Source organism: Agromyces sp. GXS1127 (assembly GCF_050565425.1).
In the GTDB taxonomy this organism is placed as follows: Bacteria; Actinomycetota; Actinomycetes; order Actinomycetales; family Microbacteriaceae; genus Agromyces.
The window spans coordinates 90,213-109,780 of sequence record NZ_JBOCIG010000007.1; the positions used below are offsets into that span (position 1 = coordinate 90,213).

Below are 19,568 nucleotides of genomic sequence, written 5' to 3' on the forward strand. Positions count from 1 at the left end.
CCGCCTCGGCGCGCCGATGCGCGCCGCTGGGTCGCACCGTACTCCCCTCGGACGCTCGGGCGCCAGCGCGGACCGCACGTCACCTCCTCGTGCATGAGGAGGCCGGCGCCGGATCCGCTCTCCGCGTGCCGGCACTCAGTCGTCGACGATCACGTACAGCTTCCGGACGTGCTCGTGCACGTCCCACACGCCACGCCACCCGCTCGGCATCACCAGCGTGTCGCCCGCAGCGAGCGTCGCGGGCGCCTCGCCGTCGACCTCGATCGTGACGCGACCGGCGAGCAGCTGGCAGATCTCGGTGTAGCCGTCGCGGACCGCGGTGAAGCGGCCGGGCGTGCACTCCCAGTAGCCGACGTCGAGGCCGGCGGCCGTCCAGATCGAGGCGCTCGCCTCGAGGAGTCCCCGGGTGAGCGCGGTCGGCTTGGGCGCGAGCTCGCCGAGGTCGCGGTCGAGCGGGCGCGCCACGGCGACGGTCGGCACGGGGCCGGGCGCAGCGGATGCCGCGGCATCCGTCGCGTCCTTCGATTCAGGAGTCTCGGACATGGGTTCCTCTCGCAGTGGTCGGCGCGGCGGGCGGCAGGCGGCGACGAGGTCAGCGGCCCGCGACGAACCCGGCGACCCTCGCGATCGGCGATGTCGTCGCCCGTCCGCGCAGCTCGGCGCGATCGGCCGCGTGGTACGCGGTGTAGATCGCCTGCACGGCGAGCCACCGGAGCGGCTCGACCTCCCAGCGCTTCGCGCGGTGGTTCACCCACGGCAGGCGCGTGAGCTCGGTGTCGCGTCCGAGCACGAGGTCGCGCAGCGTGCGACCGGCGAGGTTCGTCGCGGTGACGCCCGTGCCGACGTAGCCGCCGGCCCAGCCGAGCCCCGTCGCGCGGTCGAGCCCGACGGTCGCCGCCCAGTCGCGCGGCACGCCGAGCACTCCGGCCCAGGCGTGATCGATCGCGGCATCCGCTGCGGCGGGGAAGTACCGGTGCAGCAGTGCCGTCAGGCTCTCGATCGTGCGCGGCTGGGTCGCGCCGTCGACGTCGACGCGCGAGCCGTAGCGGTAGGGCACCCCGCGTCCGCCGAACGCGATGCGGTCGTCGGCGGTGCGCTGGGCGTACATGTAGACGTGCGCGAAGTCGCCGAGCGTCTCGCGGCCGTTCCAGCCGATCTGATCCCAGACGGATGCCGCGAGCGGCTCGGTCACGATCATCGACGAGTTCATGGGCAGCCAGGTGCGGTGCTCGCCGGCCAGGTTCGGCGTGAACCCCTCGGTCGCGCGGAGCACGTGCTGCGCGCGCACGGTGCCGTGCTCGGTGCGCGCCTCGCCCGGCGCGATCTCGGTCACGCGCGTGCCCTCGAAGATCGTCACGCCGAGGCGCTCGACCGCCGCGGCGAGCCCGAGCGCGAGCTTCGCGGGGTGCACGCGGGCGCAGTGCGGATGCCACAGCCCGCCGAGCACGCCCGCCACGTTCACGCGGGCGGCGGTCTCACGCGCATCGAGCTCCTCGACGTCGGTCGCGGGCCACTCGCGCTCGGCTGCGGCGGCGGCGCGCAGGCGCGCGAGCTGCGCGGGCGCGGTCGCGACCTCGAGCTCGCCGCCCTTGTGGATGCCGGCGTCGATGCCCTCGGCACCCGCGACGCGGATCACCTCGTCGACGGTGTCGTTCAGTGCCCGCTGCTGCGCGATCGCCGCGTCGCGCCCGTGCGCCTGCACGTACTGCTCTCGGCCGCCCGTGACCGAGTTGGTGAGCCATCCGCCGTTGCGACCCGATGCGCCGAAGCCGGCGAAGCGCTGCTCGAGCACCGCGACCCGCAGGTCGGGCTGGTCGCGCTTCAGGTAGTACGCCGTCCAGAGCCCGGTGTAGCCGCCGCCGACGATTGCGACGTCGACGTCGAGGTCGCCCTGGAGGGGCGGACGCTCGGCGGGCACGCCGACCTGCTGCATCCAGAACGAGATGCCGCCGTTCACGACTCCGCCGTGCACGACCTCGCTGTTCGCGGCCACGCGCCCTCCATCTTTTTTCAAACACTGTTTGACAACGCCTGCAGCGACGTTAGTGTGGGGCCCGTCGGGATGTCAACGAGCGGTTGTCGCGGCATCCGCCCAGGCCGAAGGGAGCCGCAGTTGCCGGCCGAAGTCGACACCGCCGAACGCCTGGCCGACATCGCGCGGGCGACCGTCGCGGTCGCGCAGGAGCGCGGCACGCACGCCGTCACGCTGCGCGCGGTCGCCGAGCGCCTCGGACGCTCGACCGCGTTCATCACCCACTTCGTGCCGAGCCGCGCCGAGCTCATGGCCAACGCGCTCGAGCACGCCCGCGCGCAGTGGGACGCCGAGCGCCGCGACGAGCTCGGTGGCCTCCTCGGCGTCGAACGCCTCGCCGCGCTCACGCGCTGGATGTGCACGTCGTCGCCCGACGAGTCGGTGTTCCGGAGCCTCTGGATCGAGGTCATCGCCGACGTCCGCGCCGGCCACGATCGCGCGTACGAACTGCTGCGGTCGGTGACGGATGCCACGTACGCGAGCTTCCTCGACGGCGCCCGCGCCGCCGACCGCGACGAGGCGGCCCGCATCGCCGACATCCTGTACCTCTACTGCCGCGGCTACGAGATCAAGTCGGTCGAGGATCCGGACGGCTGGCCCGACGAGCGCGTGCAGCACTCGCTCGAACTGCTGCTGCGCGTGCTTGTGTTCGACCGGCGTCAACCCCGTGCGGATGCGCCGGGCCGCACGTAGCCTGCCCGAAGGACGCGACACGAGGAGGACGCCATGAGCGATTCGACCATCCCCGGCGACGGCGGGCGCGATGACCGGGAGCACGAGGAGGTCCGCGACGAGCCGATGCCTGCCGAGGAGACGCCCGGCGATCCCGACAGCGACGCGCCCATGACCGAGTCGACCGACGGCGGGCTCGAGGGCGGCGACCCGGGCGTCGAGGAGTAGCGCGGCGCGCGTCCGGGCGCGCGGCGCGCGTCTGGGCGCCCGGCGGCGGGTGGGACCAGCCGTGATCTGCTTGGCGCAACCCTGAAGGGAAGGCCGCCTGAAACCCGGTGCTCCCGCTCTTGTCTCACGGCTCGGCCGGCCGCGCGCTCACGCTACTCGCGATCGGGGACTGTCCGCACGGGCCGAAGGACCCGACGCGCCGGGCGGCGTCACTCCACGCCGAGCGCACGACGCGCGTGCCGGTACTTCTCGGCGAGACGCTGCTGCTTGGCGAAGTCGAGGCGGCGCAGCCGCCACGGCGCAGTGTTGTCGTCGATGTCGGCGAGCTTGACGCGAAGGGCCACCGGATGGCGCCGGATGCGCGCGTAGTACTCGTCGGGCGTCACCTCGGGCCGGCGGGTGAGCAGTTCGACGACCCCGACGATCTCGAGCAGGATGCCGGCCTCGAACAGCTCGCGTGAGGTGAGCGGCGTGTCCTCGAGCACGTCGTGCAACCACGCGGCGGCCGCCGCGATCGGATCGGCGACCGGGTCGAAGCGCTCGGCGATCCGGCCGGGGTGGTCGATGTAGGGCGTGCCGCTCTTGTCGAGCTGCCCGCGATGCGCGGCGAACGCGATGCCCTTCGCGAGTGCGACCTGGGCGACCGCCTCGAGGTCGGTGAGGGGTCCGCGTCGCGGTGCCGACGCCACGGGCGGTGCGGGTCGGGGTTCGGTCGGGGCGGACGGCTCCGCCGCGGCGGGCGCGGAGGGGTCCACCTCGACGTGTGCCGGAGCAGACACGACGGATCCGATCGGGTGGTCAGCCGACGGCGCGCCCGGCTCGGACGCCTCGGACGGCACCACGGGCTCGGCGGGCTGGGGCACGGGTTCGAACGTCGAGCGTCGCCGCCCGCTCGGCTCGAGCGCCTCGGCTTCCGACGCACCTCCGTCGACCGCGGACGCCGCGTCGGCCACGACCGAGCCGGAGTCGCGCTCGGCGTCGGCCGCGCCATCCGTCGTCTCGTCACTCACCGTCTCGTCGGCCGGGCCGCGATCGGCCGCCTCGGCCCCGGCGGCTGCCGCCGGCGCGCCGACCGGCACGATCGCCATCGGGCGCGTCGCCTCGAGCGAGGCCCGCTTCGCAGCCGCGACCTCGGCGATCGGATCGCGCCCGTCGAGCGGTCGGACGAAGATCAGCGCTCCCTCGAGTTCGCGCAGCTCGTGCTCGCCGATCTCGAGCATCGAGCGCGAGCCGCTCTTGCGGCGCTGCTCGAACGAGAGCTCGTCCACTTCGATGAAGTGCGAGCCGTCGCGCGAGCTGAAGTAGCGACGGCGGGCGCCGTCGGTGATCGCGACGATCACGGCCTCGTAGTCGCCGCTCGGCTGGATGGAGCTCAGGAAGTACCGGCGCCGGTCGGGATCGTGGTGCTCGTCCGGGTCGAGGGTGAGGCTCGCCGCGCGCCGCCGGGAGCGTCGTCCGGGGTGCGCGCTCGCGCGCATCGCCCAGCGGTCGCGCTCGAGCGCGGTGGCGTCGTCGACGCCCTCGGAGTACCGGTCCTCAGGTTCGCCGTCGCCGCCGCGGGCACGATCGCGGTCGCGGTCCCGGTCGCGCCGCAGCATGCGCTCACCCGGGCCGGTACCCCGGCGACCCGCGTCGGGCGCGCCGAACTCGGGCGTGGGCTCGTCATCGGCGGGGGCTCTCAACGGGGGCTCCGAGGGGGATCGGGGGCGTCGTGTCGGCGGTACGGCTGGGGTGCCGCGGGGGTGGCGCTGCGGATTCGGATGGTGCGCGGGGTCGCGCGTACGCCGATCGTACGGCTTCGACCCGCTGTCCGCTGCTCCTTGCGCCCGGTATGCCCGAATCGTTGCCTGTCCCGACGACGAAGCGGGGCGGATGCCGCAGCATCCGCCCCGCTTCGGATTCGGCCCGGGCGGGCCGTCGCCTCCGTTCAGTCGGCGCCGGAGGTGACCTCCGGGGTCACGACGTCGTCGGCCGCGGAGCGCACCTCGACCTTGCGCGGCTTCGCGCGCTCGGAGACGGGGATGATCACGCTCAGCACGCCGTTGTCGTAGTGCGCGCTGATGCCCGTGGTGTCGATGCCCTCGCCGAGGGTGAGCTGCCGGAGGAACGAGCCGCTCGGCCGCTCGTGCACGAGCCAGCGGACGTTCTCGTCGTCGCGCAGCGTGCGCTCGGCGCGAATGGTCATCAGCTGGCCGTCGACGTCGATGTCGATCGAGCCCGGGTCGACCCCGGGCAGGTCGGCCGACAGGACGTAGTGGTCGCCGTCGCGGTGCAGGTCGATCGGCATCATCCGAGGGCCTCGGCTCGAGTCGAGCATGCTCGCCGCGAGACGGTCGAGGTCGCGGAACGGGTCCCAGGTCATTGCCATGAGCGTCTCCTCTCGTAGGTTCCAAGAGTTGAGCCTGATCGACTCAACTTGGAATGAGATTAGCACTCGTTACGCGAGAGTGCTAAGCCTTTCGACCCGTCGTTCGCCCAAGGCGATCACCGGCCCTCGCGCGCCGCTGTCGTTCCCTCGCGCGCCGCTGTCGTTCCCTCGCGCGGCACGCGGATGTCACACCCGGACGCCCCGCGGGGTCGTATGTGTGAAGCCACTCACGAGGAGGCACCCCATGCGCACCCCGTCCATCACCGACCGACTCGGCGAGCGGATGTCACGCGCCACCGTCTTCGGTCGGCGGCTCGGCGACATCCGCGCCGACCTCGCCCGGCGGCCGGTGCCGCTGCACTGGACGAACCTGTTCGGCGTCGTGACCGTCGCCTGCATCGTGGTGCTCACGGTCACGGGCATCCTGCTCATGTTCTGGTACATCCCGTCGAGCGCGACCACGAGCTACGACGGGACGTACGCGCCGCTGCGCGGCGCCGAGGTGTCGCACGCGTTCGCGTCGACGATGCGGATCACGTTCGAGGTGCCCGGCGGGTTGCTCGTCCGCCAGGCGCACCATTGGGCGGGACTCCTGCTGCCGGCGGCGATCATCATGCAGCTGCTCGTGACGTTCTTCACCGGCGCCTTCCGGAAGCCGCGCCGCGGCATGTGGGTGCTCCTGTTCCTCATCTTCATCGCTGCGCTGGCCGGCGGATGGAGCGGCTACGCGCTGCCCGACGACATGCTCTCGGGCACCGGGTTGCGGATCACCGAGGGCATCGCGCTCGGCGTCCCGGTCGTCGGCACGTGGCTCGCGTCGCTGCTGTTCGGCGGCGCGTTCCCGGGCGAGGTCATCGCGCACCTCTACCCCCTGCACATCGCGATCGCGCCGGCGGCGCTGATCGCGCTGGTGGCGCTGCGTGCGTTCGCGGCATGGCGGGTCGGGCCGGCGCAGTTCCCGCGCGCTGCCGCCAACACATCCGGCGGAGGACGCGTCACCGGAGATCGGGTGACCGGTGTGCCGCTCTGGCCCCACGCAGCGATGCGCGCCGCGGGGCTGTTCGCGCTCGTCACGGGCGTGCTCCTCCTGATCTCGGCGACGGTCACCGTGAATCCGGTCTGGCTGTACGGCCCGGCATCGCCGGGAGACGCAGGGGCGGGAAGCCAACCCGATTGGTACACCGGGTTCCTCGACGGAGCGCTCCGGCTCGTGCCATCCGGTTGGGAGGTCGTGCTCTTCGACCGCACCTGGACCCTCGCGGTGCTCGTGCCGCTCGCGGTCGTCACGGTCTTCCTCGTCGGGATCCCGGTGTACCCGTTCCTCGAGGCATGGGCGACGGGCGACCGCCGCGAGCACCACCTGCTCGAGCGGGCGCGCACGACGCCGACGCGCAGGGGCATCGGGGTCGCCGCGATCGTGTTCTACGCGACACTGTGGGCGGCCGGCAGCGCCGACCTCATCGCGACGCAGTTCTCGGTGACGTTCGAGGGTGTGATCGCGACGCTCCAGGTGACCCTCGTGCTCGGGCCGATCGTCGGCTTCGTCGTCGCCCGCCGCGTGTGCCTCGGGTTGCAGCGGCGCGATCGGGACACCCTGCTGCACGGCTTCGAGACCGGACGCATCGTGCGACTGCCCGGCGGCGAGTACATCGAGGTGCACGAGCCGCTCGGCGAAGTCGAGCGCGCGCGGATCACGCGGCCCGAGCCGCGGTTCCTGCTGGTGGTGCACCCGGACGAACGCGGCCGCCTGCCGTTCGCACGTCGCCTCCAGGCGCGGCTCTCGCGCTGGTACCTCGCCGACAGCATCGATTCGGAGACCGGAGCACGGATGGTGCCGGTGGACGCCGCGCGGACTCCCTCCTAGGGTCGCGTCATGGCGATGGGCAGGCGGTCACCCGTCGGCCTGGACCTCGACCGACTCGGCGTCGAGGTAGTGCAGGCCGTCCCAGTCGCCGAAGAGGTCGTCATCGAGATCGGTGCGGAGGATCGCGACGACGCGGCCGCCCTTCGGCCGGTGCGCGTCAGAAGAGCCGCCGCTGCGCGACGACCTCGGCACCCTCGAGTTCGAGCAGTCGGCGCTTGCGGTCGAGCCCGCCGGCGTAGCCCGTGAGCGACCCGTCGGCGCCGACCACGCGGTGACACGGCACGAGGATGCTGATGGGGTTCCGTCCGACCGCGCCGCCGACGCGGCGCGCGAGGTTCCGGTCGCCGAGCCGGAGGGCGAGCTCGCCGTAGGTCACGGTCGCGCCGTACGGGATGTCGCGAAGCATTCCCCAGACGGCATGCTGGAACTCGTCGCCCGACGGCGAGAGCGGCAGGTCGAAGCGGATGCGGCGTCCCGCCAGGTACTCATCGAGCTCGACGCCGAGCCGGCTCAGGAGCGCATCGCCGCCCGGGTCGACCTCAGCGCCGAGCGATCCGGCGGCCGGCGGATGCCAGTGCCCGGGGAAGTACAGCCCGGCGAGCCCGCCGTCGTCGGCCACGACGAGCAACTCGCCGATCGACGTGCTGAGGGTGGCGTGACGGCGGGGCATGCGTCGATTCTCGCGCGCCACGACCGTCGCGGCGCGCGGGAATCGGACATCGCGACCGGGCCCGCCCCGCGTCGCCACATGGCGTCCGCCCCGCCGCGACGCTCCCACTTCTCCCGCGACATCCGTCAAGCCCCCTGCGGACGCCGCGGCGCTGTGCCTACCATCGCGGACATCGTGTGGAGGGAGATCGAAATGCCAGTTGCACGCGACCTCATGACGCCGGATCCCACGTGCGTGAAGGAGGACCAGACGCTCGTCGAGGCGGCGCGGATGCTCCGCGACCTCGACGTGGGCGCAATGCCGATCTGCGGGAACGACGACCGGCTGAAGGGGATGCTCACCGATCGCGACATCGTCGTGAAGTGCATCGCCGACGGCGGCGACCCGAAGGCCGTGACGGCCGGCGAGCTCGCCGAGGGCAAGCCGGTGACGATCGGGGCGGATGACGACATCCGCGAGGCGCTGCGCATGATGCAGGAGCACCAGATCCGCCGCCTGCCGGTGATCGACGGGCACGATCTCGTCGGCATCATCGCCCAGGCGGACGTCGCGAGGGCGCTCTCCGATGGGGCGACCGCTGAGACGGTCGAGGAGATCTCGCAGCCGTAGGGGACGAGCTGCGGGCGCGCCCACGCAGACGACGGGGTGGCCGGAGCCTTCGGGCTCCGGCCGATCCCTGTCCTGGGGCCGATCCTCCGTTCAGCGACGAGCGGATGCCGCGGACCCCGGCCGCACGTCGACCGGTGTGTGATCCTCCGAACGCACCCACTCGTCGAACGTGATCGCGGCGCGATCCGCATCGGCGCCGCCACGCAGCACCCCCGACGCCGCGGCGCGGCCGTATGCACCGGGCAGACCGAACTCGACGACCGGCCGGCGCACCCCGTCGTGCGCGAACATGCGGCGCACCATCTCGGCGATCCGTTCGTCGCGCGGTCCGGTGAGGTCTCGTGCCCGCCCGGCGGGGCCCGACTCCGCAAGCTCCACGAGCCGCGCCCCGACCTCGCGCGCCGCAATGGGCCGGAACCGTCCGACCGGGATCGGCGTGATGAGCCGCCCGAGTGAGAGTCGCTCGGTCATCTGCTCGGCGAACTCGTGGAACTGCGTCGCGCGCAGGATGGTGAACGGCACCGGTCCGGCCTGCACCAGTCGCTCCTGCGCGTGCTTGCCGGCGAAGTACGACGCGTCGACGCCGTCGATGCCGACGATCGAGAGCGCGACGTGGTGCTCGACGCCGGCGTCGCGCTCGGCGGCGAGCAGGTTCCGGGTGACCGCCGTGAAGAAGTCGCGCGACCGCGCCGTGGCGGTGGTCTGCACGCTGCTGACGTCGACGAGCGCGTCGACGCCGGCGAGCACGGCCGCGAGGCTCGTGCCCGTCGGGCCGGTGCCGCGCTCGAGGTCGAACCCGGTGCCACGGGTCAGGGGCAGGATGTCGTGCCCGCGAGAGGTCGCCGCGGCGACCGTGTGGCGACCGACGACGCCCGTCGCTCCGGCGATGGCGATCCTCATCGGGCGGCCTCCGTCTTCGCCGGCGTCGGCGTCGCCGCCGCGCCGGTCGCCGGCGCGACATCCGCTCGCCCCCGATCGCGCCCCGGGATCAGCAGCACGACGCCGAGCGCGAGTGCGAGCGAGAGCGACGTGATCGCGGCGGTGTCGTCGGCGGCGTCCTGGTGGCCGAGGTGGGTGGCGTGGTAGCCGAGGTGCAGGGCGCCGAAGACCGTCCAGGCGAGGCCGAGCGTGCGGAGCACGGCGGGGCTCCGCCAGACGAGGCCCGCCACGCTCGCGACGCCGAGCGCGAGGTAGAAGGCGCCCACGTCGCGGATGAGGTGCTCGTTGAACGGCCCGTCGGTCGAGATCCAGGTGCCGAGCATGCCGGGGAAGGAGTCGTAGAACGCGCCGGGCGCGAAGAACGCCCAGCCGCCGACGATGAACGCGATGGCCGCCGATGCTGCGAGTGCGGCCGTGTGGATTCTGCTCATGTCAACTCTGACGAAACTGCGGCTCGATGTGTGACGCGACTCACGATCTCCGGTGCTGTGTCGTCATGCTGGGTGGGAGGGAATGGGATGACGATGACGGATGACCCTGAGCCGACCGGCCGCGACGACCTCGCCGACGTGGTCGACGAGCGACGCCGGCTGCTCGCACTGGCGTACCGGATGCTCGGCACGACGGGTGAGGCCGAGGATGCGGTGCAGGAGACGTACGTGCGCTGGTACCGGATGTCGGACGCCGAGCGCGACGCGATCGCGAACCCCGCGGGCTGGCTGACCCGCGTCGCGGGGCGCGTGTGCCTCGACCTGCTGGGCACCGCCCGAGCGCGGCGTGAGCGGTACGTCGGCCCGTGGCTGCCCGAGCCGCTGCCGGCTGGGTACTTCGCTGCGGGCACCGGCGCGGCCGCGACATCCGCCGCCCGACGTGCCGCCGGTCCGGCCGGCGCTGCCAGTGCTGCCGGTGCGGCCGGCGGCTCGGTGACCGCGCAGCCGGACGCCGCGGCCGACCCGCTCGAGCGCGTGACCCTCGACGAGGCGGTGAGCAGCGCGCTGCTCGTCGTGCTCGAGGCGATGACGCCGCCCGAGCGGGTGTCGTTCGTGCTGCACGACGTGTTCGCGGTGCCGTTCCCCGAGATCGCCGAGATCGTCGGCCGCTCCCCCGCCGCGGTGCGCCAACTCGCATCCTCGGCGCGCCGCCGCGTGGCTGCCGAGCGCTCCCGCCAGGTGTCGCGCGCGGAGCACGACGCCGTAGTCGCCGCGTTCGCCGCCGCCACGCAGGCCGGTGACCTCGCCGCCCTCACCCGCGTGCTCGACCCCGACGTGACGCTCCGCTCCGACGGCGGCGGCCTCGTCTCCGCGGCCCGCAAGCCCGTGTTCGGCGCCGAGAACGTGGCGCGCTTCCTGCTCGGCCTGCTCGCCAAGAACCCGACCGACCTGGTCGCGCCGACCGCCACGACGGACGGCACGGGCTTCGCGGTGCTCCGCGACGGCGTGGTGATCGGCGTCGTGAACCTGAACGTCGTCGCCGGCCGAGTCGCCGACCTGTGGATCGTGATGAATCCGGAGAAGCTCGGGGCGTGGCGGGGCTGAGCCGCTGGGCCCCGCGGCGCGATGCGATCGCTCCGCGACGGGCAGGACCGCACGGCTACCCGATCGCTGGGGGATCCGTCTCCGGTCGGGCCACCGCAATGATCTCCACGAGCTCCTCGAGGCCCGAGAAGTCGCCTGGGTTCGTCGTGTACAACGGCAACCCCTGGACTGCGGCGGTCGCGGCGATCATGAGGTCAGCGACCCGCCGCCTCGGCGTGCGACCGATCGCGTGCACCGCCGCGGTGATCCGCCCGAAGGCGCGCGCCGCATCAGCGTCGAACGGGATCGGATCGAACTCGTGTTCCACGCGCTGCAACTGCTCGACGCGTCGAGCTCGCTCGAGCGCGGCATCCTGACCGCGCGCCAGGTGCACCCCAGCCGAAAGCTCCGCCAGGGTGACGGCTGAGATCGCGACGTCTTCGGGCAGATCCCTCGCGCTGATCGCGTGCCGCAGGATCACGATGTTCGTGTCGAGGAGCCCTCGCTCGCGTTCAGCGCGCATACGGGTCCTCCACCCCGGTGTCGACCGTCGCGTCCTGGTCGGCGCGGAAGCGCTCGAGGTCGACCACCGCCGCGATCCGCGGTGCGGCGGTGAACTCGGTGCGACTCACGAACCTGCGCCGGCCGCGGAGCGGGATGAGTTCGCCGATCCCGCGCCCGTCGCGCGTCACGGTGAACGATTCCCCTCGCTCGATGGCGTCCATGATCTCGCGCGACCGCAAGCGCAGGTCGCGCTGACTGATCTCCTCGGACATGCGACGAATGTAGCATTCGGTAGCACGCTGTGCTACCACGGCGATGGCATTCATCACGCCCCCTCCCGCGATCGAGGTCACGCCGCTCGCGGGCAGGCTCCTCGAGCTGCTCGCCCGCATGACGGGAGCCCGACGGGTGCTCGAGATCGGCACCCTCGGGGCTATTCGACGATCCACCTGGCACGAGGCATCCGCCCTGACGGTCTCGTGGTCATGCTCGAACTCGCGACGTGGCCCGCGCCAACCTCGAGCGAGCGGATGTCGCAGACCGCGTCGAGATCATCGTCGGGCGCGCGGCCGACACGCTGCCGCACCTCGCCGAGCGACTCGCCGAGCACGGCCACGGCGACGACGACGACCCCGCCACCGCGTCGAACTGATCCGCCGAAGGCTCGCGCGCGAGCCTTCCTCAGACCAACTCGCTGCGCCGGATGCGCCCCACCTCGGCGATCCGCTCGACCAGGGCGGCCGACGGCATCACCGCCCCCGAGAGGTACGAGTTCAAGCGCGTGCGACTGGTGCCGATGCGCGCAGCCAGGTCGCCCTGGCCCAGGTCGGTCTCGAATGCGAGCATGCGGAGTCGTTCGATGACACGCTGCTCGGGCGTCTGACGGGCGCGCTCGAGGGCGCTTCGGAGCAATTGCGCCGAACCTCGGGACTCGGCCAATTCGAGGGCCTCTTCGAGGTCGGCCGCGACCGGGCCGTACGGTGCGACTTGGATCGCGAGGATGATCTTCCGCCAGTCGTCCGCGCCGCCGCGGTCGATCGCGGCGAGCATTCCTTCGGCACCCCACCGGTCGACAGAGTCCTCCGGCGTCACCTCGAGATTGCGGAACCGCAGGGCCATCTCACACCTCCTCCGATCGGTCAGCAGCCCGGACCGTGATGGCGGCGGCGAGCGCCTGGCATGCTGCCGTCACGTCGTTCCAGTCGTGCCAACGCGGGTTCAGGGCCTTGTATCCGGCGAGCCGCCGCGTCGTGCTGGCGTCGCGCGGTGCTGGCTCGGCGAGTTGGCGCACGAGCTGGTCGCGCACCGGCCGTTCCGACGCGGGCTTCGTGTCATCCGTGTAGTAGGCGTCGATGTCGGCGAGCACGTCTGCGGCGCGGTCGACCCCGTACCGCGCGGTGAGTGCGGCGACGTCGAGGTAGTCGCGGGTCTGGTTGCGGCGCACGATGAGGAACCCCTTGACCCGGAGCGTCTCGGCGAGGGTCGGCACGGTGACGCTCCGGCCGGACGGCAGATCCACCCGCTGCGTCTCCAGCGGGCGGGTGCGGATCAGCTGGCGGATGCCGGTCTCGATCCCGCCGAGTTCACCGAGGATGATCTTGCCCGGCACGAGTCGATTCGTCACGAAGTCGCCCTCGCGTTCGAGCGCGTCGAGCAGCACCTCGAAGCGGTCCCGCAGATCGGCGACCACGTGGTCGTGGTCGTACGAGGCGCGGAACCGTGCGTAGCGCGCCGCCGCCGAGCCTCCGACGAGCACCGCATCGGGCACCAACTCCTGCAGACGGGCCGCCGACTCGAGGACGAGCCGAAGGTCGGGGTGGATGTCGGCGAGTTCCGGCGACTCGCCGCCGTGGTCTTCCCGCTCCATGAAGATAGTGTATCGGATCAGATACATATGCGCCCATGGACCGGGATCGGCACGTGTTCGCCTGCGGTCCGCCTTCGTCGGCCGCGGCCGCGCCCTCGACGACGACGCCCGGCGCCCGTACGTTCGAGGCATGGCGATGGGACGGTTCAAGCTCGGATGGCTCACGTTCATCAAGCACACGCTGAACCACGTCACGCTGGACATGGCGCGCCGCGGCATCCCCCCGTTCTCGCTCGTGCGCACCGTGGGGAGGAAGAGCGGCCGCACGTTCGAGACGCCGCTCATCCTGGCGCGCGTGCCCGGCGGCTTCATCGCCGAGCTGACCTACGGCGACGAGGTGAACTGGTACCGCAACCTCATCGCCGCGGGCGGCGGCACCATCCTCTGGAAGCGTCGCGAGATCGTGGTCGACGCTCCCGAGCCCATGGCGACGGATGCCGGCCTCCGGGCATTCGGCCCGCCCGCCGAGTGGGTGCTCAGGCTGCTGCGCCGGCACGAGTTCCGGCTGCTGCCGGAAGCCGTACCCCCTGTGGACGAGTGACGCCCCAGGGCGTGCTGCGCACGGCCTCCGGCGTATGCCGTGAATTTCCCATGTGCACGATCGCGCACATGGCGGAATGTGCGCGATCGCGCACCCTCGGAGTGCGTCACGTCCCGCAGCTCGCCGAGCGCGTCGAGCGCGTCCGCGCTGATCCGCCGGGTGCCCACTCGAGGACGGAAGCTAACGCCCGAGCGCCCTGAACGCCTTCTCCGCGATCCGATCCAGCTGCTTCGCCGTCAACCGCCCGTCGAACGCCCGCGCCTCGCGCGCGATCGCCGCGACGAGCTCCCGCCGCCCGCGCACCCCGACGTCCCGCCAATCCGGATCCACCGGCACCGGCCCCTTGCCCGGCACCCAGATGAGCCCGGGCGCGTCGTTGATGATCCCGAAGAGGATGTACACCCAGTACACGAACCGGTCGTCGATCCCCGTGAAGCGGTCGTTCCACTCGATGCGCTCGAAGATCGCCTTCAGGTCGGGCATGACCCCGATGCGGTCGGTCGCCGGGTCGGCGCTCGGCGTGTTGAGCGACGACGACAACCACGACCGAACGGTGCCCGGCGAGAACGGATGCCCCGAACGCGCCCGCTGCCAGCTCTGCAGCAGCACCGCGGCGCCCGTGACAATCGGGCTCGCGCCGGACGTTCCGCCGAACGACCCGGTGTACGCCGTGGTCGAGGTGCCGGTCCATCCGTCGCCCGTGGTGTCGACGTTCTGGCCCCACGCGTAGCAGTCGATGCGGCTGCCGTGGTTCGAGAACGACAGGCGCGAGTGCGGCGCGGCGGATGACGCGGCGCCGACCATGATCGCCCCGGAGTCCCGGTAGTCGGCGTCGCCGACCTTCAGCAGGTGGCGGCCGGAGGCATCCGTCCAGTCGTCGAGGTCGTTGCCGCCGTTGCCGGCCGCCTCGACGACCACGATGCCGGCGTCGACCGCGTCGCGGATGGCGTCGAACACCGCCTGCTCGACCTCGACCGGAAGGTACGTCGTCGACGACCCGGCCGCGGTGGTCTGCGCCTCGAGCAGCAGCACGTCGCCCGGCGACATCGCGTCGGCCGCCGAGATGATGGCCGCCGCGGTGCTGTACGTCGTCGACGTGCGGAACTGCGACACCACCCGAGCGGATGCCGCGGGCGCGATGCCCACGCCGCCCTTCGCGTTGTCGACCGCGACGACCTCGCCGAGCACCGCCGTGCCGTGCCCGTGGTACGCCTGGCTCACGCCCGAGATGATCGTGATGCCCGCCGCCGCGAGGTCCTCGTGGTTCAGCGTCCACCCCTGCTCGAGGTCGACGAACCCGATGCCCGTGCCATCCGTCGCACCCCACGCCCACCGCGCGTCGATGCCGTGGGGCGCGGGATCCAGGTACCCCTGGTTCCCGCTGCGCGGGTCGTCGCCCGCGTTCACCGGCGGCGGCCCCGGCGGCGGCGTCGGCCCGCCCTCGACGTAGGCGGTCTCGACGTCGTCGCGCGCGTCGAGTTCCTTCGCGAGCTCGGCAGCGGATGCCTCGTCCCGCACCGTGATCGCCGCATACCCGTCGAACCGGGCCCGCCGCCCCCGCCCGAGCCGCTCCTGGTCGTCGCGCCCGACCACCGGCTCGAGGTACGCCTCGGCAGCCACCCGATCCTGGTACTCCGCGACCACGTCCCCGAGGTACGCGAACGCATCGACCATGTCGCGGCCGACGTCGTCCTCCCGCTCCCCCGCCCGCCGCTCACCCGGACGCTCCTTCAGCGCCCGCTCGCGCCGCGCCGCATCGGTGACCTTCACGACCACCCGCCGCTGCACGTCCGGCGCCTCGACCGGGTCAAGCTCCTTGCCGTCGATCATGCCCATGATCCGCTCCCCTCCGTTGCGGATGGCGGTCGTGCGCGCGCGTGCGCTGGGCGCCGCGCGCGGGCGGCCGGCCAGTTTCGATGGTTACGTGGCGATCATGCGTCGGGGTGGGGGCGGATGCATCGGGGTGGGCCCGGAGGCAAGAACCCTGCACGACAAGATCGCCAGTAGGGCTGTTGATGACATTGCAAGGTCACCCCCTCCTGACCGCCTGGCTAATCCTTCGTACCGAGAGACGCTCGTGACGATGTGGCGACCGTCGCCCGCGTTTCGAAGCGCACCTCGCGGCGGTCAGCGTGCGCTCGAGCCATACCTCCCGGCCGGTCAGGCGATTTCCTTCGCCCGCTTCCAGACGAGTACTGCGCCACCTCGATCGATCATCTGGCCAGCCACCCGATGAACCCCTCTACGACCCGCCGGTGCGGGCCGGCTCAAGCTTGGAGTCGACTTCGCCGTCGGGGCGGTCGGCAAGCGCGGCAAGCGCGGCAGGCGCGGCTAGGATGAGGCTCCCCGTTCTCAAGCTCTCCTGCCCGTCGATGATGAGGTTCGGCGACTGGCTCGTTTGCGTGCCGGCGGCTTCGTCGACGTAGACGACTGAGCCGGTGAACTGCTCACCGAACGCGCTCTTCTCGCCAGGGCGCAGAATGTCCTTCCAGAGCTGTTTGCACTCGGCCCCACCTCACGCGTACGCGCGCTGGTAGATGGGCGCCTCGAACACTCGTGACTTTGAGCAGGTCGAGCAGATTCGTAAGACGGCCTTCACCGCCACCTCATTTGGACGGAGTCGTCCGCTCGAGCTCGCGTCTAAAATCAGGCCGAAACCAGCTGCATCAACATGTCGAAGTCCGTCACCACGTCATATTTCACGTCATCGTGGCGCTTACTGAGCGCCTCGAAGTATTTCTTCGCACAGTCGATCTTTGCCTGCTCGACGCCCTTCAACTGGAGCGAGGAGAGCGAACCCTTCGTCTCTGCGACGAAATAGACGTGCTTGACCGAACCATCCTTGAACGCGATCGCCCAGTCCGGGTTGTAGTCACCCACTGGGGTCGGGATGAAGAACCCGCGTGGCAACTTCGAGTAGACGACGACTTCGTCACTAACATCGAGCCTCTCAACGAAGGACCGCTCGACCTTCGAGTCGGTGACGACGTACTCGTACACGCTCTTCTTCAGTTTGTCGCCTGCCTCCGAAAGATCTTGGGCGGTCTGGTTCTCAGTGAAAATCGAGGAATCGTAGCGACCGTCGAGCGAGTCGTAGGTGAGGTGCTCGACGATGACGGTCGCCTTCTGCTCATTTATGAGCCGCGAGGCCTCGGTGATGAACTGCTCGGGGTTCTGTTTAAACTTCGCGAACGTGCCCGGCTGGATGCCGGTGAGGATCGCCGCACAGGTACGACGTGTGAGCTGCGTCTTCTCCGCGATCTCGCCGAGCAGGTCGTACTTCACGGTTGAGCCTGCGGACACAGCGGAGTGCTCGACCTTGGTCTCCGAGACCTTGAACCCGGTCCCTGCTTCGAGTTGCTCGACCTCGAGGGCCACGACCTGCTTGCCGGTCTCGACGTGATACTGCATGACAGTGACGTTGAGCGACGTGTCGAGCGCGCGGATGCACTTGGCGACGAGCTCATTGGATTCGAACTCGACCTGGTAGACGGCCTTGTGGTTGATACGGCTCCACAGCTCTTGAAACTCGCGCTTCTTGAAATTCGTCTCGTTGAACGGGATCTTCTTCGGCTTGCGGCCGTCGGTCGGCTTCGGCACGTCAAGGTACAACGCATCGACGAGCGGCCAGACGAAGTCGATGATCGGCTTGAGCAGCTCCGACGACGGGTCCGCGAGGGCGCCATCCTTTCGCGCCTTCTTGTATGCCTGCGTCACATGTCCTGATTCGTCGATGTAGTCGTTCTTGATCAGGTGGAAGTAGAGCGCCTGCGCTACAGACTTCTCGAGCACGCTGGTGGACCCGTCTGCAGCGTTGAACTGCTTGCCGGTGAAGTAGTCGACGCTCGCTTTTCGGGGCCGGGCCGACAGCGACTCGATGATCTCCTTCTGGAGCGCGGTAACGAACGCGGTGTATGACTCATCGGTGACGACGGTCAGCTCGTTGATATCATGCACGGTGATAGGGTTGTCCATCCGTTCACCGTTCTGATCGACCGAGAGGCGCAAGCCGCGCCCGATCTCCTGCCGCCGTGTTGTGGTGTTGTCGCTCTTCTTGAGCATGCCCATGACGAACACGTTAGGGTTGTCCCAGCCCTCGCGTAGGGCTGAGTGCGACCAGATGAACCGAACGGGTTCTTCAAAGGAGAGCAACCGCTCTTTGTTCTTGAGAATCAGGTCGTAGGCGTCAACATCGTCCGACTGGCCCGCAAAGTCGCCACGTGCGGCGATCTTGCCGTCGATGGAGCGGCCGCTCTTCTTGTCGATCGAGAAGTAGCCCTCGTGGGTCGAGCGAACCGGGATCGCCTCGACGTGGCTGCGATACCGCTCAGCGGCCTCGTCGAGGTCGAACTGGCCGAGGTGATCGGCGAGCACCGCCTCGTACTCCTTTTCGAATACGCGCGCGTACTCGCCGAGGGTGTCCTCGCGGGCGTAGTCACGATATTTGGCTACCTCATCGATGAAGAAGAGTGACAGGGTCTTAACGCCCTGCGCGAACAGCTCGCGCTCCTTCTCAAGGTGGGCGCGGATGACCTCGCGGATCTGGATGCGGCGCTTCTGGTCCTCCACCACGTCCTCGGTGACCTCACCAGCGCCGATGATGTCGCCGCTGCTCAGCTCGATGATGTCGCGGTTTGCATCAACGTCGCGGACGAACAGCCCTTTGTAGGCCTCGATGCCGCCAGAGATGTCGTGCAGATTCGCGCCCTGGTTCAGCCGCTTGATCTGTCGCTTGATGCCCTGGGCGGTCTGCACCTCCATCTCAACCCTGGCCTTCGGGAAGTCCGCGCCCTTGCCAACCTCCAGACCGTCGACATACAGGTACGCGGAGCTCCCGGCCAGGTGCTTGACGGTGATACCGCGCACCGCGATCTTCTTCACGAGCTTTCGGTTGTACGCATCCACGGCATCGAGGCGGTGCACCTTTATGCGATCGGTCTTGTGCGTGGCCGAGTAACGGATGGCGAATAGGGCGTTGAAGTCCCTGAGCGCCTCTAGCGACTTTGACGGCTTTTTTGCGTCTCCCTCGATCTTCTGCGGTTCGTCGATGATCAAGATCGGCCGATTTGCGGCGATGATGTCGATCGGCCTGCGGGAGCCGAAGTCATCCAAGCCCTCCATCACAATCTTCCCACTCGGAAGCCGGCGCTCCGTGCCATAGATGCGCCGAGCGTCACTGCCTCTGGCATTGAACGCCTGGGTGTTGATGATCATCACCTGCACGCCAGCGTCCGACGCGAAACGCTCCAACTCGTGTAGGCGTGAGGAGTTGTATACAAACGTTCGCGGCTTGGTGCCGTACAGCTGCTGGAAATGCTCGGCCGTGATGTCGAATGAGTTCTTTACCCCCTCACGGATGGCGATCGACGGAACGACCACGATGTACTTTGACCACCCGTACCGCTTATGCAGCTCCATGATTGTCTTCGTGTAGACATAAGTCTTGCCAGTGCCAGTCTCCATCTCGACATCGAGGTTTAGCGGAGCTGCTGACACTTTAACCGGGTCGGTCAAGTCCTCGGTCAATGCCAGACCCCGGGCCTGCTGTATCCCGCGCAGATTCGCAAGAAGCTGAGGCGCCGTCAACGCGATATCAGCGTTCCTCAGCCCCGCGTCCTCCGTTAGTGTCGGCGCAGGCTTCGCACCCGGGTCAATGCGGTACTTGACGCCGTCGGCGTACGACTGTCCAGCGAACACGTCGACCACCGCGTCGACGGCCTCGGTCTGGTACTGCTGAACCTTGAACTGAAGCTTCATCGA

General features: G+C 70.1%; 21 protein-coding genes. 7 read left to right on the plus strand and 14 right to left on the minus strand.

What is annotated here, in order from left to right; translation table 11 throughout:
- Positions 1-135: 135 nt before the first annotated feature.
- Both ACQ393_RS13605 and ACQ393_RS13610 read right to left on the minus strand, forming a co-directional pair.
- Entirely contained in the window at positions 136-543 is a 408-nt protein-coding gene (locus ACQ393_RS13605; RefSeq protein ID WP_430647397.1) for a cupin domain-containing protein, read from the minus strand.
- Between the two features lie 49 nt (positions 544-592).
- Positions 593-1,933, minus strand: a complete 1,341-nt coding sequence (locus ACQ393_RS13610) for an NAD(P)/FAD-dependent oxidoreductase (protein WP_430647590.1) — start codon at positions 1,931-1,933, stop codon at positions 593-595.
- Positions 1,934-2,113: 180 nt separating this feature from the next.
- Here ACQ393_RS13610 and ACQ393_RS13615 point away from each other — a divergent pair, with 180 nt between their 5' ends.
- Entirely contained in the window at positions 2,114-2,725 is a 612-nt protein-coding gene (locus ACQ393_RS13615) for a TetR family transcriptional regulator (RefSeq protein WP_430647398.1), read from the plus strand.
- A 33-nt stretch (positions 2,726-2,758) separates the two neighbouring features.
- Positions 2,759-2,932: a hypothetical protein gene (locus ACQ393_RS13620; protein ID WP_430647399.1), complete on the plus strand. Its 174-nt coding sequence runs from the start codon at positions 2,759-2,761 to the stop codon at positions 2,930-2,932.
- Positions 2,933-3,141: 209 nt separating this feature from the next.
- Here ACQ393_RS13620 and ACQ393_RS13625 read toward each other — a convergent pair whose 3' ends face one another.
- On the minus strand, positions 3,142-4,614 hold the full coding sequence (locus ACQ393_RS13625) for a hypothetical protein (RefSeq protein ID WP_430647400.1): 1,473 nt from the start codon (positions 4,612-4,614) through the stop codon (positions 3,142-3,144).
- A gap of 245 nt (positions 4,615-4,859) precedes the next feature.
- Entirely contained in the window at positions 4,860-5,300 is a 441-nt protein-coding gene (locus tag ACQ393_RS13630) for an Hsp20/alpha crystallin family protein (protein ID WP_430647401.1), read from the minus strand.
- Between the two features lie 244 nt (positions 5,301-5,544).
- On the opposite strand from ACQ393_RS13630, the gene qcrB reads away from it, so the two are divergent.
- Positions 5,545-7,164, plus strand: a complete 1,620-nt coding sequence (gene qcrB / locus ACQ393_RS13635) for a cytochrome bc1 complex cytochrome b subunit (RefSeq protein ID WP_430647402.1) — start codon at positions 5,545-5,547, stop codon at positions 7,162-7,164.
- Between the two features lie 27 nt (positions 7,165-7,191).
- On the opposite strand, the gene ACQ393_RS13640 is transcribed toward qcrB, so the two are convergent.
- Both ACQ393_RS13640 and ACQ393_RS13645 read right to left on the minus strand, forming a co-directional pair.
- Positions 7,192-7,356 carry a hypothetical protein gene (locus ACQ393_RS13640; protein ID WP_430647403.1) on the minus strand — a complete coding sequence of 55 codons (165 nt, stop codon included), beginning with the start codon at positions 7,354-7,356 and terminating at the stop codon, positions 7,192-7,194.
- Positions 7,322-7,834, minus strand: a complete 513-nt coding sequence (locus ACQ393_RS13645) for a methylated-DNA--[protein]-cysteine S-methyltransferase (RefSeq protein ID WP_430647404.1) — start codon at positions 7,832-7,834, stop codon at positions 7,322-7,324. The genes ACQ393_RS13640 and ACQ393_RS13645 overlap by 35 nt, the downstream gene beginning before the upstream one ends.
- Positions 7,835-8,026: 192 nt before the next feature.
- Between ACQ393_RS13645 and ACQ393_RS13650 the strand changes: the two genes are divergently transcribed.
- The gene (locus ACQ393_RS13650; protein ID WP_430647405.1) at positions 8,027-8,443 is read left to right on the plus strand and encodes a CBS domain-containing protein; all 417 of its coding nucleotides are present in this window, start codon (positions 8,027-8,029) and stop codon (positions 8,441-8,443) included.
- Positions 8,444-8,533: 90 nt separating this feature from the next.
- Here the strand turns inward: ACQ393_RS13650 and ACQ393_RS13655 are convergent, their stop codons facing one another.
- Both ACQ393_RS13655 and ACQ393_RS13660 read right to left on the minus strand, forming a co-directional pair.
- Entirely contained in the window at positions 8,534-9,343 is an 810-nt protein-coding gene (locus ACQ393_RS13655) for an SDR family oxidoreductase (RefSeq protein ID WP_430647406.1), read from the minus strand.
- Entirely contained in the window at positions 9,340-9,813 is a 474-nt protein-coding gene (locus ACQ393_RS13660) for a hypothetical protein (RefSeq protein WP_430647407.1), read from the minus strand. Before ACQ393_RS13660 ends, ACQ393_RS13655 begins: the two co-directional genes overlap by 4 nt.
- A gap of 93 nt (positions 9,814-9,906) precedes the next feature.
- On the opposite strand from ACQ393_RS13660, the gene ACQ393_RS13665 reads away from it, so the two are divergent.
- Positions 9,907-10,917 carry a sigma-70 family RNA polymerase sigma factor gene (locus ACQ393_RS13665; protein ID WP_430647408.1) on the plus strand — a complete coding sequence of 337 codons (1,011 nt, stop codon included), beginning with the start codon at positions 9,907-9,909 and terminating at the stop codon, positions 10,915-10,917.
- A 55-nt stretch (positions 10,918-10,972) separates the two neighbouring features.
- Here the strand turns inward: ACQ393_RS13665 and ACQ393_RS13670 are convergent, their stop codons facing one another.
- Both ACQ393_RS13670 and ACQ393_RS13675 read right to left on the minus strand, forming a co-directional pair.
- Entirely contained in the window at positions 10,973-11,419 is a 447-nt protein-coding gene (locus ACQ393_RS13670; protein WP_430647409.1) for a type II toxin-antitoxin system VapC family toxin, read from the minus strand.
- Positions 11,409-11,672, minus strand: a complete 264-nt coding sequence (locus ACQ393_RS13675) for a type II toxin-antitoxin system Phd/YefM family antitoxin (RefSeq protein WP_430647410.1) — start codon at positions 11,670-11,672, stop codon at positions 11,409-11,411. The genes ACQ393_RS13670 and ACQ393_RS13675 overlap by 11 nt, the downstream gene beginning before the upstream one ends.
- 230 nt (positions 11,673-11,902) lie before the next feature.
- Here ACQ393_RS13675 and ACQ393_RS13680 point away from each other — a divergent pair, with 230 nt between their 5' ends.
- Positions 11,903-12,052 (plus strand): hypothetical protein, encoded by a 150-nt coding sequence (locus ACQ393_RS13680; RefSeq protein ID WP_430647411.1) that lies wholly within the window; start codon positions 11,903-11,905, stop codon positions 12,050-12,052.
- A gap of 29 nt (positions 12,053-12,081) precedes the next feature.
- On the opposite strand, the gene ACQ393_RS13685 is transcribed toward ACQ393_RS13680, so the two are convergent.
- Positions 12,082-12,519: a helix-turn-helix domain-containing protein gene (locus ACQ393_RS13685; protein ID WP_430647412.1), complete on the minus strand. Its 438-nt coding sequence runs from the start codon at positions 12,517-12,519 to the stop codon at positions 12,082-12,084.
- A gap of 1 nt (position 12,520) precedes the next feature.
- On the minus strand, positions 12,521-13,267 hold the full coding sequence (locus ACQ393_RS13690) for a hypothetical protein (protein ID WP_430647413.1): 747 nt from the start codon (positions 13,265-13,267) through the stop codon (positions 12,521-12,523).
- A gap of 130 nt (positions 13,268-13,397) precedes the next feature.
- On the opposite strand from ACQ393_RS13690, the gene ACQ393_RS13695 reads away from it, so the two are divergent.
- Positions 13,398-13,808 carry a nitroreductase family deazaflavin-dependent oxidoreductase gene (locus ACQ393_RS13695; protein WP_430647414.1) on the plus strand — a complete coding sequence of 137 codons (411 nt, stop codon included), beginning with the start codon at positions 13,398-13,400 and terminating at the stop codon, positions 13,806-13,808.
- Positions 13,809-13,988: 180 nt separating this feature from the next.
- Here ACQ393_RS13695 and ACQ393_RS13700 read toward each other — a convergent pair whose 3' ends face one another.
- Entirely contained in the window at positions 13,989-15,644 is a 1,656-nt protein-coding gene (locus ACQ393_RS13700) for a S8 family peptidase (protein WP_430647415.1), read from the minus strand.
- Between the two features lie 810 nt (positions 15,645-16,454).
- Positions 16,455-19,565: a type III restriction-modification system endonuclease gene (locus ACQ393_RS13705; RefSeq protein WP_430647416.1), complete on the minus strand. Its 3,111-nt coding sequence runs from the start codon at positions 19,563-19,565 to the stop codon at positions 16,455-16,457.
- Positions 19,566-19,568: the final 3 nt, after the last annotated feature.